Here is a 12,977-nt window from a genome sequence, read left to right as displayed (position 1 = left end):
CACCATGGCAGACCTTATCCGTAGCGAAAAACCGCTGGCGGTGAGCCCGATTAAAACCGGGCAACCGCTCGGGGCGATCCTCGCCAGCCTCGGGCTGGCCCAGGCCATCCCGCTGGTCCACGGCGCCCAGGGCTGCAGCGCCTTCGCCAAAGTTTTCTTTATTCAGCATTTCCATGACCCGGTGCCGCTGCAGTCGACGGCCATGGATCCGACCGCCACGATCATGGGGGCCGACGGCAATATCTTCACCGCGCTCGACACCCTCTGCCAGCGCCACAGTCCGCAGGCCATCGTGCTGCTCAGCACCGGTCTGGCGGAAGCGCAGGGCAGCGATATCGCCCGGGTGGTGCGCCAGTTTCGCGAGGCGCATCCCCGCCATAACGGGGTGGCGATCCTCACCGTCAACACCCCGGATTTTTTTGGCTCTATGGAAAACGGCTACAGCGCGGTGATCGAGAGCATCATCGAGCAGTGGGTGGCGCCGACGCCGCGGCCGGGGCAGCGCCCCCGGCGGGTCAACCTGCTGGTCAGCCACCTCTGTTCGCCAGGGGATATCGAATGGCTGAGCCGCTGCGTGGAGGCCTTTGGCCTGCAGCCGGTGGTCCTGCCGGACCTCTCGCTGTCGATGGATGGCCACCTCGGTCAGGGGGATTTTACGCCCCTGACCCAGGGCGGCGCCTCGCTGCGCCAGATTGCGCAGATGGGCCAGAGTCTGGGCAGCTTCGCCATCGGCGTGTCAATGCAGCGGGCGGCATCCCTCCTGAGCCAGCGCAGCCGGGGGGACGTGATCGCCCTGCCGCACCTGATGACTCTCGACCACTGCGATACCTTTATCCATCAGCTGGCGAAGCTGTCCGGACGCCGCGTACCGGCCTGGATTGAGCGCCAGCGCGGCCAGCTGCAGGATGCGATGATCGACTGCCATATGTGGCTGCAGGGCCAGCGCATGGCGATGGCCGCGGAGGGCGACCTGCTGGCGGCATGGTGTGATTTCGCCCGCAGCCAGGGGATCCAGCCCGGCCCGCTGGTCGCCCCCACCAGCCACCCCAGCCTGCGCCAGCTGCCGGTCGAGCAGGTGGTGCCGGGGGATCTTGAGGATCTCCAGCAGTTGCTGAGCCACCAACCCGCCGATCTGCTGGTGGCTAACTCGCACGCCCGCGATCTGGCGGAGCAGTTTGCCCTGCCGCTGATCCGCGTCGGCTTTCCCCTTTTCGACCGGCTCGGCGAGTTTCGCCGGGTCCGCCAGGGGTACCCCGGCATGCGCGACACGCTGTTTGAGCTGGCCAATCTGCTGCGCGACCGCCATCACCACACCGCCCTCTACCGCTCGCCGCTTCGCCAGGGCGCCGACCCCCAGCCGGCTTCAGGAGACACTTATGCCGCCCATTAACCGACAGTTTGAGATGGTCCACGCCGACGAGTGGTCGATGAAAGTCGCCTTCGCCAGCTCCGATTACCGCCACGTCGATCAGCATTTTGGCGCCACGCCGCGGCTGGTGGTCTACGGCGTCAAGGCGGATCGAGTCACCCTGCTGCGGGTGGTGGAGTTCCCGGTCGTCAGCGGCCATCAGACGGAGAAGATAGCCGAGCGTGTCCACGCCCTGGAGGATTGCGTCACCCTGTTCTGCGTGGCGATTGGCGAGGCGGTTTTTCGCCAGCTGCTGCAGGTGGGCGTCCGCGCCGAACGGGTTCCCGACCAGACCACCATCCTCGGCTTACTGCAGGAGATCCAGCTCTCCTGGTATGAAAAAGCGCAGCGCCGCAGCACGCGGCAACGCGACCCGCAGCGCTTTAACCGCCTGCTGGAGGAGCAGACATGGCGGGAGGAGCCCGACCCGCAGCCCTGAGCCTGTCGTTTATGTGACAAAGCCCACAAAACGCCACAACAGTGTCGGCTCTGTCGGGGGAGCTGATTCAGCCAGATAATTAATAAATAAGGTTTTTATGCGTTGGTACTGCAATTGCTTGGGGAACAGTACCACCGCCAGTCCGCGGTGCACCGCGCCCCGGCGTTTTCGTCATCATCCCTGGAGCTGACAGCATGTGGAACTACTCCGAGAAAGTGAAAGACCATTTTTTTCATCCCCGCAACGCGCGCGTGGTCGACAACGCCAACGCGGTGGGCGATGTGGGTTCATTAAGCTGCGGCGATGCGCTGCGCCTGATGCTGCGGGTTGATCCGCACACCGAGATCATCGAGGAGGCCGGCTTCCAGACCTTCGGCTGCGGCAGCGCCATCGCCTCCTCTTCCGCGCTGACGGAGCTGATTATCGGCCACACCCTGACCGAAGCCGGGCAGATCACCAACCAGCAGATCGCCGACTACCTCGACGGTCTGCCGCCGGAGAAAATGCACTGCTCGGTGATGGGCCAGGAGGCGCTGCGTGCGGCCATCGCCCATTTTCGCGGCGAAAGCCTTGAGGAGGAGCATGAGGAGGGCAAGCTGATCTGTAAATGCTTCGGCGTCGACGAAGGGCATATTCGCCGGGCCGTGGTGAACAACGGCCTGACCACCCTCGAGGAAGTGATCAACTACACCAAGGCCGGCGGGGGCTGTACCGCCTGCCATGAAAAAATTGAGCTGGCGCTGGCGGCGATCCTCGCCCAACAGCCGCCCGCCCCCCTGCCGGCGGAGACGACCCAGGATGCGCACTGGCAAAGCGTGGTCGATACCATCAACGAGCTGCGCCCGCACATTCAGGCCGACGGCGGCGACATGACGCTGGTGAGCGTCACCCCGCGCCAGGTGACCGTCAGCCTCTCCGGCAGCTGCAGCGGCTGCATGATGACCGACATGACCCTCGCCTGGCTGCAGCAGAAGCTGATGGAGCGTACCGGAAGTTACATGGACGTGGTGGCGGCCCCGGCCGCGGTTAACTAACCCAAGGGGGATACGATGAAACCTGTTTATCTCGATAACAACGCCACCACCCGTCTCGACCCGATGGTTCTCGACGCGATGATGCCCTTTTTGACCGACTTTTACGGCAACCCTTCCTCGATACACGATTTTGGTCTGCCGGCGCAGGCCGCCCTTGAACGGGCGCACCAACAGGTGGCCGCCCTGCTCGGAGCCGACTACCCCAGCGAGATCATCTTTACCTCCTGCGCCACCGAGGCCACCACCACCGCCATCGCCTCGGCGGTGGCCCTGATGCCGGAGCGGCGCGAGATCATCACCAGCGTGGTCGAACATCCCGCCACCCTGGCGGTGTGCGAACAGCTGGAGCGCCAGGGATACCTGATCCACCGTATCGCCGTGGATCGGCAGGGGGCCCTCGATATGGCGCAGTTTCGGGCGGCGCTTAGCCCGCGCGTGGCGCTGGTCAGCATTATGTGGGCCAATAACGAAACCGGCGTCATGTTCCCGGTGCCCGAGCTGGCGGAGCTGGCCCATGAGCAGGGCGCGCTGTTTCACTGCGACGCCGTGCAGGTGGTGGGCAAAATCCCGATGGCGCTCAGCCAGACGCGGATCGATATGCTCTCCTGCTCGGCGCATAAATTCCACGGCCCCAAAGGGGTGGGCTGCCTCTGGCTGCGGCGGGGAACGCGGTTTCGCCCGCTGCTGCGCGGCGGCCACCAGGCGCATGGCCGGCGGGCCGGTACGGAAAATATCAGCGGCATTGTCGGGATGGGTGCCGCCAGCGAGCTGGCGCAGGTCCATCTCCCGGGCATGGCGCAGATTAGCCAGCTGCGCGATCGCCTTGCACACCATCTCCAGGCCACTATCCCGGCGGTAACGGTGATGGGCGGCAGCCAGCCGCGGGTGCCCGGCACGCTTAATCTGGCCTTCGAGTGCATTGAAGGCGAGGCGATCCTGCTGCTGATGAATCAGGCCGGGATCGCCGCCTCCAGCGGCAGCGCCTGCACCTCCGGCTCGCTGGAGCCGTCGCACGTCATGCGGGCGATGAATATCCCCTACACCGCGGCCCACGGCACCGTTCGCTTCTCCCTCTCGCGCTACACCCGGGAAAAAGAGATCGACTACGTCATCGCCGCCCTGCCGCCCATTATCGACCGGCTGCGCGCCCTGTCGCCCTACTGGCGAAACGGCCAGCCGCACCTGCAGGATGGCGCCTTCACGCCGGTCTACGGTTAAGACGGAGAGACGAAAATGGGACGCGTACTGATCAATGACACCACCCTGCGCGATGGCGAACAGAGTCCCGGCGTGGCCTTCCAGGCCAGCGAAAAAATCGCCATCGCCGAGGCGCTGTACGCGGCGGGGATCGAGGCGCTGGAGGTCGGCACCCCGGCGATGGGCGAGGAGGAGTGCGCCCGTATCCGGCTGGTGCGCCGTCAGCTCCCGGGCGCCACGCTGATGACCTGGTGCCGAATGCAGGCCGGCGAAATTCGCCAGAGCGCCGAGCTGGGCATGGACTGGGTGGATATCTCCATTCCCGCCTCCGACAAGCTGCGGCAGTACAAACTGCGCGAGAGCTTACCGCTGCTGCTGGAGCGGCTGGCGGCCCTGATCCACCTCGCCCACACCCTTGGCCTGAAGGTCTGCATTGGCTGTGAGGACGCCTCGCGAGCCAGCGACGCGACGCTGCAGGACATTGCCCGGCAGGCTGGCGAGGCGGGAGCCACCCGTCTGCGCTATGCCGATACCCTCGGTATCCTCGACCCGTTCACTACCGCGGCGCAGATCGCCGCCCTGCGCCGCGTCTGGCCCGGCGAACTCGAGATGCACGCCCATAACGATCTGGGCCTGGCTACCGCCAACACCCTGGCGGCGGTCCGCGCCGGGGCCACCAGCGTGAACACCACCGTGCTGGGCCTGGGCGAACGGGCGGGCAACGCGGCGCTGGAGACCGTGGCGCTCGGGCTGGAGCGCTGCCTGGGCGTCGAGACCGGGGTGCGTTTCACCGCCCTGCCGGCGCTGTGCGAACAGGTGGCCCTCGCCACCCGCCGCCCGGTGGACCCCCAGCAGCCGCTGGTGGGTGAGCTGGTCTTTACCCACGAATCCGGCGTGCACGTCGCGGCGCTGCTGCGCGACAGCGAGAGCTATCAGGCGATCGACCCCGCCCTGCTGGGCCGCGGCTATCGGCTGGTGCTGGGCAAACACTCTGGTCGCCAGGCGGTTAACGGCGTCTTCGACCGGATGGGCTATCACCTGACGTCAGCGCAAATTGACCAGCTGCTGCCCGCGCTCCGCCACTTTGCGGAAACCGGTAAACGCAGCCCGCGGGATGATGAGCTGGCGGCAATCTTTCACGCGCTCTGCGGCGCCGAAACGCTGCAGGCCAGGGGGTAAGCATGGAGTGGTTTTATCAGATCCCCGGCGTAGACGACCTGCGCTCCGCCGACGCCTTCTTTCAGTTTTTCGCCGTTCCCTACCAGCCCGAGCGTCTGGCCCATTGCAGCCTGCCGGTGCTGGCCGCCTTTCACCGTAAGCTGAAGGCGGAAGTGCCTCTGCTCAACCAGCTGGAGGAGAACCCGCGCGCGCACTGGCTGCTGGCGCGCCGGCTGCTGGCGGAGAGTTATCAGCAACAGTTCGAGGAGAACAGGCCATGAGACCCACATTCACCTTTAGCGAAGCGGTCCGCGTCGTGCGCGCCATCCGCAACGATGGCACCTATGCGGGCCTGCCATCCGGCGCCCTGCTGGTGCGCCGGGGCAGCATCGGCTATGTCCGCGACTGGGGGGTGTTCTTGCAGGACCAGATCATCTACCAGATCCACTTCCCGGACTGTGACCGGGTTGTCGGCTGCCGCGAACAGGAGCTGATTGCCGGCGATCGGCCCTGGCTGGCGGGGAATCTGCAGTATGGCGATAACGTCACCTGCCAGACGGCGCTGACGTTGCAGGGCGAAGTGGTGGTCAACGTCGGTCAGCAGGGGCGCATTGAAGCCACCGATCGGGGCGAGCGCGGCGACGGCTATATCGTCGACTTCGGCGGCCGCTGGTTCCAGGTGCCGGTGACCGCGCTGGCCCTGGCAGAGGAGGAAGAATAATGCAGCCATGGCAACGATTTGGCCGGCGGCGGCTGGCGCAGAGCCGCTGGAACTGCGAACCGGCGGCCATCGCCGCGGCGGACCGGGAGGCCTTCGAGGCGGCCTGGCAGCGTCAGGCCAGCGTGGAGCAGGCGCTGGTCGCCCAGGTCGCGGCGGAGGCGATCCCCGCCGCGCTACGGGAAGGCCTCGCCGCTTCGCTGGGCGCCTGGCTGGATGAGGGCGGGTTTACGCCGCCGGAGCGGGCGGCGATCGTCCTGCATCATGCCCGGCTGGAAACCGCCTTCGCCGGGATTGCCAGCCAGGCGCCGCAGCCGGATCCCGCCACGGTGCAGGCCTGGTATCTGCGGCATCAGGCGCAGTTTATCCGCCCGGAACAGCGGTTGACCCGCCATCTGCTGCTCACCGTCGATGGCGATGAGCAGGCGGTTTACTCGCGCATCCAGGCGCTTCATGGGCAAATCGCGGCCTCCCGCGAGGCGTTTGCGCCGCTGGCCCAGCGACACTCCCACTGTCCGAGCGCGCTGGACGGCGGACTGCTGGGGTGGATCGGCCGGGGGCTGCTTTATCCGCAGCTGGAGGAGGCCCTGTTTGCGCTGACGGAAAACGCGCTGAGCGCGCCGGTGGCCAGCGAGCTGGGCTGGCACCTGGTATGGTGCGAAGCCATCCGCCCCGCCGCGCCGATGACGCCTGAGCAGGCGCTGGAAAGCGCCCGCGATTACCTCAGTCAACAGAGCCAGCGCCGCCACCAGCGCCAGTGGCTGGCTGAGATGTTAGCGCGCCAGCCGGGGCTGTGCGGGTAGCCGACAGGCTACCCGCCATCGCCTACAGCAGATGCGGTTTAATCTCCTCAAGCCAGGTCGCCAGACGCGCGTCGGTCTCGTCGAACTGGTTATCCTGGTCCAGCACCAGCCCGACAAACCGCTCCCCCTCCAGCGCCGATGAGGCGCTGAACTCATACCCCTCGTTCGGCCAGCTGCCGATCATCGTCGCCCCGCGGGCGCGCAGGGCGTCGTACAGCGGCCGCAGCCCGCTGGCGAAGTTATCGGGATAGCCGCGCTGATCGCCGAGGCCAAACAGCGCCACCGTTTTCCCCTGCAGGCTGACGTCGCCGAGGGTCTGAAGAAATTCCGCCCACGACTCGCTCTCGCCCCCGGCCTCAAGGCCCGGCAGCTGGCCGTCGCCAAGCGTCGGCGTGCCCAGCAGCAGCGCCGGGTAGGCCAGCAGGTCCGCCAGCGTGGCGCGGTTAATATTGACCGGGGCGGCGGCGGCCTCCCCTAATTGCTTGTGGATCATTTTCGCGATTTTGCGGGTTTTACCGGTATCGGTGCCAAAGAAAATGCCAATGTTCGCCATAGTACGCTCCTGTCGGAATGGTGTCGGAAATAGGGATAACCGCAGGGGTATTGCGAAGGCTGTGCCAGGTTGCCCTGCACCGTGACGGCCCATCCCTGCCCCATCAGGATCGCTTCCCGCCGCAGCAGCGCCCGCGAAAGGCGGCCCCGGCGGGCCGAAAGGTAAAAATCAGCGGATTTTCCCCCTGTCGGATCAATGTTTCGTTCGGTCGTTTCGATAAGGGCGCACAGTTTGCATGGTTATCCGGGTTCGGCTCAGCCCGCCGCGATCCGCGCAGGGTGTCGGACAATTTGTCATAACTGCGACACAGGAGTTTACGATGACCCTGAATATGATGCTCGATAACGCCGCGCCGGAAGCCATCGCCGGCGCGCTGACTCAACAACATCCGGGGCTGTTTTTTACCATGGTGGAACAGGCCTCGGTGGCGATCTCCCTCACCGACGCCAGCGCCAGGATCATCTACGCCAACCCGGCGTTTTGCCGCCAGACCGGCTATTCGCTGGCGCAATTGTTAAATCAGAACCCGCGCCTGCTGGCCAGCAGCCAGACGCCGCGCGAGATCTATCAGGAGATGTGGCACACCCTGCTCCAGCGTCAGCCGTGGCGCGGCCAGTTGATTAACCAGCGGCGTGACGGCGGCCTGTACCTGGTGGAGATTGACATCACTCCGGTGCTCAGTCCGCAGGGGGAACTGGAGCACTATCTGGCGATGCAGCGGGATATCAGCGTCAGCTACACCCTCGAACAGCGGCTGCGCAACCATATGACCCTGATGGAGGCGGTGCTGAATAATATTCCCGCCGCCGTGGTGGTGGTGGACGAGCAGGATCGGGTGGTGATGGACAACCTCGCCTATAAAACCTTCTGCGCCGACTGCGGCGGCCGGGAGCTGCTCACCGAGCTGCAGGTCTCCCCTGGCCGAATGACGCCCGGCGTGGAACAGATCCTGCCGGTGGCGATCCGCGGGGCCGCGCGCTGGCTGTCGGTGACCTGCTGGCCGCTGCCCGGCGTCAGCGAAGAGGCCAGCCGCTACTTTATCGACAGCGCCCTGGCGCGAAGCCTGGTGGTGATCGCCGACTGTACCCAGCAGCGCCAGCAGCAGGAGCAGGGGCGCCTCGACCGGCTGAAGCAGCAAATGACCGCCGGCAAGCTGCTGGCGGCGATCCGCGAGTCGCTGGACGCCGCGCTGATCCAGCTGAACTGCCCGATTAACATGCTGGCGGCGGCCCGTCGGCTGAACGGCGAGAGCAGCGGCAACGTGGCGCTGGAGGCCGCCTGGCGAGAAGGGGAAGAGGCGATGGCCCGGCTCCAGCGCTGTCGCCCGTCGCTGGAACTCGAAAGCCCCGCAGTCTGGCCGCTGCAGCCCTTTTTCGACGACCTGTGCGCCCTCTACCGCACCCGCTTCGATCCCGAGGGGCTACAGCTGGACATGGCCTCACCGCATCTGATCGGCTTTGGCCAGCGCACTCAGCTGCTGGCGTGCTTAAGCCTGTGGCTCGACCGCACCCTGGCGCTCGCCGCCGAGCTGCCTTCCGTCCCGCTGGCGATGCAGCTCTATGCCGAGGAAAACGACGGCTGGCTGGCGCTGTACCTGACCGACAACGTGCCGCTGCTGCAGGTGCGCTACGCCCACTCCCCCGACGCGCTGAACTCGCCGGGCAAAGGCATGGAGCTGCGGCTGATCCAGACCCTGGTGGCGCACCATCGCGGAGCCATCGAGCTGGCTTCCCGTCCGCAGGGCGGCACCTGCCTGACCCTGCGTTTCCCGCTGTTTAACACCCTGAGCGGAGGTGAAGCATGATCCCCGAATCCGACCCGGACACCACCGTCAGACGCTTCGACCTCTCTCAGCAGTTCACCGCCATGCAGCGGATAAGCGTGGTGCTGAGCCGCGCCACCGAGGCCAGCAAAACGCTACAGGAGGTGCTCAGCGTATTGCACAACGATGCCTTTATGCAGCACGGGATGATCTGTCTTTACGACAGCGAGCAGGAGATCCTCAGTATCGAAGCGCTGCAGCAAACCGAGCAGCAGACCCTCCCCGGCAGCGCGCAGATCCGCTATCGTCCCGGCGAGGGGCTGGTGGGGACGGTGCTGGCCCAGGGGCAGTCGCTGGTGCTGCCGCGGGTCGCCGACGATCAGCGTTTTCTCGACCGTCTGAGCCTCTACGATTATGACCTGCCGTTTATCGCCGTGCCGCTGATGGGGCCCAACGCCCGGCCCATGGGAGTGCTGGCGGCCCAGCCGATGGCGCGCCAGGAAGAGCGGCTGCCGGCCTGCACCCGCTTTCTCGAAACCGTCGCCAACCTCATCGCCCAGACCATCCGGTTGATGATCCTCCCGGCCTCCGCCACCCTGCCGGGCCGCCAGCCGCCGAAGGTGGAACGGCCGCCGGCCTGCTCGTCGTCGCGCGGGGTGGGCCTTGACAATATGGTCGGCAAGAGCCCGGCGATGCGCCAGATCGTGGAGGTGATCCGCCAGGTTTCGCGCTGGGACACCACCGTGCTGGTGCGCGGCGAAAGCGGCACCGGGAAGGAGCTGATCGCCAATGCCATCCACCACCATTCGCCGCGGGCTGGCGCCGCCTTCGTCAAATTTAACTGCGCGGCGCTGCCGGACAACCTGCTGGAAAGCGAACTGTTCGGCCATGAAAAAGGCGCCTTTACCGGGGCGGTGCGCCAGCGTAAGGGGCGTTTTGAGCTGGCGGATGGTGGCACCCTGTTTCTCGACGAGATTGGCGAAAGCAGCGCCTCATTCCAGGCTAAGCTGCTGCGCATCCTCCAGGAGGGGGAGATGGAGCGGGTCGGCGGCGATGAGACCCTGCGGGTGAATGTCCGCATCATCGCTGCCACCAACCGCCACCTGGAGGAGGAGGTCCGGCTGGGCCACTTCCGCGAGGATCTTTACTATCGCCTGAACGTGATGCCCATCGCCCTGCCCCCGCTGCGCGAGCGTCAGGAGGACATCGCCGAGCTGGCGCACTTTCTGGTGCGCAAAATTGGCCAGCATCAGGGGCGCACGCTGCGGATCAGCGAGGGGGCGATCCGCCTGCTGATGGAGTACAGCTGGCCGGGCAACGTCCGCGAACTGGAGAACTGCCTCGAACGATCGGCGGTGATGTCCGAGAGCGGCCTGATCGATCGCGACGTGATCCTCTTCACCCACCAGGAACGTCCGGCCAAAGCCCTGCCCGCCAGCGGGCCAGCGGAAGACAGCTGGCTGGACAACAGCCTGGATGAACGCCAGCGGCTGATCGCCGCGCTGGAAAAAGCCGGCTGGGTGCAGGCCAAGGCGGCGCGGCTGCTGGGGATGACGCCGCGCCAGGTCGCCTACCGGATCCAGATCATGGATATCACCCTGCCGCGTCTGTAGGCCGCGGTGTCAGGTTCAGGACATTGTCGCCCGTGCGGCGGGAACACGACAATATTTTGCCGCAGGGATGCGGAATAACACCTTTCTTTTCAGAAAGATAAAAAAAACCTCTCTGGTATGCCCTTTGCAGCAGGAAGGTATCGCCCAACCAAGAAGGTACGACCATGACTTCCTGCTCTTCTTTTTCCGGCGGCAACGCCTGTCAGTCGGCGGACGCCAGCGCGTTAGCGCCGCGGGTGGCCGATAAGGTCGCCGCGCACCCCTGCTACTCCCGCAGCGGGCACCACCGTTTCGCCCGGATGCATCTCCCGGTCGCCCCGGCCTGCAATCTGCAGTGCAACTACTGCAACCGTAAATTCGACTGCAGCAATGAATCCCGCCCCGGGGTGTCTTCGACGCTGCTGACTCCCGAGCAGGCGGTGCTGAAAGTGCGCCAGGTGGCCCAGGCCATCCCGCAGCTGTCGGTGGTTGGCATTGCCGGGCCCGGCGATCCGCTGGCCAATATGACCCGCACCTTCCGCACCCTGGAGCTGGTCCGCGACCAGCTTCCGGACCTGAAATTATGCCTGTCGACCAACGGGCTGATGCTGCCCGACGCGGTGGATCGCCTGCTGGAGGTCGGCGTGGATCACGTTACGGTGACCATCAACACTCTGGATGCCGAGATCGCCGGGCAAATCTACGCCTGGCTGTGGCTCGACGGCGAACGCTACCGCGGCCGGGAAGCCGGGGAGATCCTGATAGCCCGCCAGCTGGAGGGGGTCCGCAGGCTAACCAACGCCGGGGTGCTGGTCAAGATAAACTCGGTGCTGATCCCGGGGATCAACGACAGCGGCATGGCCGAGGTCAGCCGTTGTTTGCGGGAAAGCGGCGCGTTTATTCACAATATTATGCCGCTGATTGCCAGACCGGAGCACGGCACGGTCTTTGGCCTCAACGGCCAGCCAGAGCCAGACGCCGGGATGCTCGCCGCGATCCGCAGCCAGTGCGGGGCAGCGATGCCGCAGATGACCCACTGCCACCAGTGCCGCGCCGACGCCATCGGCATGCTGGGCGAAGATCGCAGCCAGCAGTTTACCCAGCTTCCGGACCCGGACAGCCTCCCCGACTGGCTGCCCATCCTCCACCAACGCGCCGAACTTCATGCCAGCCTCGCCACCCGGGGAGAGTCGGAGGCGGATGACGCCTGTCTGGTGGCGGTAGCCTCCAGCCGCGGCGAGGTGATTGATTGTCATTTTGGCCATGCCGACCGCTTCTCGATCTACAGCCTGTCGGCCGCCGGCATGGTGCTGGTAGGCGAGCGCTTTACGCCGAAATATTGCCGCGGCGCGGAGGAGTGCGAACCGCAGGAGAACGAGGCCAGACTGGCGGCGCTCCTCGCGCTGCTCGCCGACGTGAAAGCGGTGTTCTGCGTGCGTATCGGCCATACGCCATGGCAACAGCTCGAGCGACAGGGCATTGAGCCGCAGGTGGACGGCGCGTGGCGGTCGGTCGCCGAGGTGCTGCCCGCCTGGTGGCAGCGGCGGCGACAGAGCCTGGCGGCATCGCGTCTGCGTCAGGGGGTCGCCTGATGGCGCCGGTCGACTGGTTGACCCGCCTGTGGCAACTGTATCACGCCGGAAAAGGCTGCTTTCCGCTGCGGATGGGTCTGAGCGTCGAGGCGTGGCTGGCCCTGCAGCAGCGGTTGGGTGAGATGGCGACGCCGCTGGACAGCGAGGCGCTGAGCCGCCGCCGGCTGATGACGGAGCTGAATGCCACCCGCGACGAAGAGCGCCGCCAGCTGGCGCGGTGGCTGGCGGAGTGGATGGCGCCGGGAGCCGAACCGATGGCGCCGATCGTCGCCGGGGCGGCGCTGGCGTTTAATCATCTGTGGGAGGATCTGGGTCTGGATTCGCGGGCGGAACTGGGCCGGCTGATGCGTGACTGCTTTCCGCAGCTGGTGGCGCAGAACGTCCACCATATGCGCTGGAAAAAGTTCTTTTATCGCCAGCGCTGCCTGCAGTCGCAGGGGGAGATCGTCTGCCGCTCGCCGAGCTGCGACGAGTGCCTGGAGCGCAGCCTCTGCTTCGAACCGCCGCCGCAATAAACAACCCGCAGGTGTCCTGACCGCTAACCCAATACTGCTTCTGTTTTACCGCTTTACGCGAATATCTGCCGGGTGGCGCTTCGCTTACCCGGCCTACAGGGTTCGTGCGACCTGTCCTTGATTTACCCACTTGCGTGACTGAAACTGCCGGTGCTGGCGGCCTCAAAATCGCTGAGACGTTCCCGGAAGGCCGGGGCAGCCCGCAT

At 65.9% G+C, this 12,977-nt stretch carries 13 protein-coding genes; 12 read left to right on the top strand and 1 reads right to left on the bottom strand.

Features of this window, described 5'->3' with window-relative positions; translation table 11 throughout:
- Nucleotides 1-4 precede the first annotated feature (4 nt).
- The 8 genes from nifN (at nucleotide 5) to nifM (ending at nucleotide 6,757) form a co-directional block, all read left to right on the top strand.
- Entirely contained in the window at nucleotides 5-1,390 is a 1,386-nt protein-coding gene (gene nifN / locus ABLV76_RS00065; protein WP_135683282.1) for a nitrogenase iron-molybdenum cofactor biosynthesis protein NifN, read from the top strand.
- The gene (locus ABLV76_RS00060) at nucleotides 1,377-1,847 is read left to right on the top strand and encodes a NifB/NifX family molybdenum-iron cluster-binding protein (protein ID WP_004203562.1); all 471 of its coding nucleotides are present in this window, start codon (nucleotides 1,377-1,379) and stop codon (nucleotides 1,845-1,847) included. The genes nifN and ABLV76_RS00060 overlap by 14 nt, the downstream gene beginning before the upstream one ends.
- Before the next feature lie 194 nt (nucleotides 1,848-2,041).
- Nucleotides 2,042-2,881 carry a Fe-S cluster assembly protein NifU gene (gene nifU, locus ABLV76_RS00055; protein WP_004203564.1) on the top strand — a complete coding sequence of 280 codons (840 nt, stop codon included), beginning with the start codon at nucleotides 2,042-2,044 and terminating at the stop codon, nucleotides 2,879-2,881.
- A gap of 15 nt (nucleotides 2,882-2,896) precedes the next feature.
- Nucleotides 2,897-4,099 carry a cysteine desulfurase NifS gene (gene nifS, locus ABLV76_RS00050; protein ID WP_032456832.1) on the top strand — a complete coding sequence of 401 codons (1,203 nt, stop codon included), beginning with the start codon at nucleotides 2,897-2,899 and terminating at the stop codon, nucleotides 4,097-4,099.
- A 15-nt stretch (nucleotides 4,100-4,114) separates the two neighbouring features.
- Complete coding sequence (gene nifV / locus ABLV76_RS00045) at nucleotides 4,115-5,257, top strand: homocitrate synthase (RefSeq protein WP_032456840.1); 1,143 nt, start codon at nucleotides 4,115-4,117, stop codon at nucleotides 5,255-5,257.
- A gap of 2 nt (nucleotides 5,258-5,259) precedes the next feature.
- On the top strand, nucleotides 5,260-5,517 hold the full coding sequence (locus ABLV76_RS00040) for a nitrogenase-stabilizing/protective protein NifW (RefSeq protein ID WP_004203568.1): 258 nt from the start codon (nucleotides 5,260-5,262) through the stop codon (nucleotides 5,515-5,517).
- Nucleotides 5,514-5,957, top strand: a complete 444-nt coding sequence (locus ABLV76_RS00035) for a nitrogen fixation protein NifZ (RefSeq protein ID WP_004203569.1) — start codon at nucleotides 5,514-5,516, stop codon at nucleotides 5,955-5,957. Before ABLV76_RS00040 ends, ABLV76_RS00035 begins: the two co-directional genes overlap by 4 nt.
- A complete protein-coding gene (gene nifM / locus ABLV76_RS00030) occupies nucleotides 5,957-6,757 on the top strand; it encodes a nitrogen fixation protein NifM (RefSeq protein ID WP_004203570.1) in 801 nt (266 codons plus the stop codon). Before ABLV76_RS00035 ends, nifM begins: the two co-directional genes overlap by 1 nt.
- Nucleotides 6,758-6,779: 22 nt before the next feature.
- On the opposite strand, the gene ABLV76_RS00025 is transcribed toward nifM, so the two are convergent.
- Nucleotides 6,780-7,310 carry a flavodoxin gene (locus ABLV76_RS00025; RefSeq protein ID WP_004203572.1) on the bottom strand — a complete coding sequence of 177 codons (531 nt, stop codon included), beginning with the start codon at nucleotides 7,308-7,310 and terminating at the stop codon, nucleotides 6,780-6,782.
- A gap of 319 nt (nucleotides 7,311-7,629) precedes the next feature.
- Between ABLV76_RS00025 and nifL the strand changes: the two genes are divergently transcribed.
- The 4 genes from nifL (at nucleotide 7,630) to ABLV76_RS00005 (ending at nucleotide 12,771) form a co-directional block, all read left to right on the top strand.
- Nucleotides 7,630-9,114, top strand: a complete 1,485-nt coding sequence (nifL, locus tag ABLV76_RS00020; RefSeq protein WP_032456836.1) for a nitrogen fixation negative regulator NifL — start codon at nucleotides 7,630-7,632, stop codon at nucleotides 9,112-9,114.
- The gene (gene nifA / locus ABLV76_RS00015; protein WP_004203574.1) at nucleotides 9,111-10,685 is read left to right on the top strand and encodes a nif-specific transcriptional activator NifA; all 1,575 of its coding nucleotides are present in this window, start codon (nucleotides 9,111-9,113) and stop codon (nucleotides 10,683-10,685) included. Before nifL ends, nifA begins: the two co-directional genes overlap by 4 nt.
- A gap of 164 nt (nucleotides 10,686-10,849) precedes the next feature.
- The gene (gene nifB, locus ABLV76_RS00010) at nucleotides 10,850-12,256 is read left to right on the top strand and encodes a nitrogenase cofactor biosynthesis protein NifB (RefSeq protein ID WP_004203575.1); all 1,407 of its coding nucleotides are present in this window, start codon (nucleotides 10,850-10,852) and stop codon (nucleotides 12,254-12,256) included.
- Nucleotides 12,256-12,771, top strand: coding sequence for a nitrogen fixation protein NifQ (locus ABLV76_RS00005; protein ID WP_062914136.1), 516 nt, complete (start codon nucleotides 12,256-12,258; stop codon nucleotides 12,769-12,771). The genes nifB and ABLV76_RS00005 overlap by 1 nt, the downstream gene beginning before the upstream one ends.
- Nucleotides 12,772-12,977: the final 206 nt, after the last annotated feature.

This window comes from Klebsiella sp. GB_Kp047 (genome assembly GCF_040065235.1).
Taxonomy (GTDB): domain Bacteria; phylum Pseudomonadota; class Gammaproteobacteria; order Enterobacterales; family Enterobacteriaceae; genus Klebsiella; species Klebsiella quasipneumoniae.
Note: the sequence above shows the minus strand (reverse complement) of the source record. Positions and strands in the feature narration are given on the sequence as shown.

Coding starts and splice junctions, on each gene's coding strand:
- ABLV76_RS00025 (WP_004203572.1), bottom strand. CDS start 7,310: ATGGCGAACATTGGCATTTTCTTTGGCACCGATACCGGTAAAACCCGC.
- ABLV76_RS00060 (WP_004203562.1), top strand. CDS start 1,377: ATGCCGCCCATTAACCGACAGTTTGAGATGGTCCACGCCGACGAGTGG.
- nifU (WP_004203564.1), top strand. CDS start 2,042: ATGTGGAACTACTCCGAGAAAGTGAAAGACCATTTTTTTCATCCCCGC.
- nifB (WP_004203575.1), top strand. CDS start 10,850: ATGACTTCCTGCTCTTCTTTTTCCGGCGGCAACGCCTGTCAGTCGGCG.
- nifM (WP_004203570.1), top strand. CDS start 5,957: ATGCAGCCATGGCAACGATTTGGCCGGCGGCGGCTGGCGCAGAGCCGC.
- nifS (WP_032456832.1), top strand. CDS start 2,897: ATGAAACCTGTTTATCTCGATAACAACGCCACCACCCGTCTCGACCCG.
- ABLV76_RS00040 (WP_004203568.1), top strand. CDS start 5,260: ATGGAGTGGTTTTATCAGATCCCCGGCGTAGACGACCTGCGCTCCGCC.
- nifN (WP_135683282.1), top strand. CDS start 5: ATGGCAGACCTTATCCGTAGCGAAAAACCGCTGGCGGTGAGCCCGATT.
- nifA (WP_004203574.1), top strand. CDS start 9,111: ATGATCCCCGAATCCGACCCGGACACCACCGTCAGACGCTTCGACCTC.
- nifL (WP_032456836.1), top strand. CDS start 7,630: ATGACCCTGAATATGATGCTCGATAACGCCGCGCCGGAAGCCATCGCC.
- nifV (WP_032456840.1), top strand. CDS start 4,115: ATGGGACGCGTACTGATCAATGACACCACCCTGCGCGATGGCGAACAG.
- ABLV76_RS00005 (WP_062914136.1), top strand. CDS start 12,256: ATGGCGCCGGTCGACTGGTTGACCCGCCTGTGGCAACTGTATCACGCC.
- ABLV76_RS00035 (WP_004203569.1), top strand. CDS start 5,514: ATGAGACCCACATTCACCTTTAGCGAAGCGGTCCGCGTCGTGCGCGCC.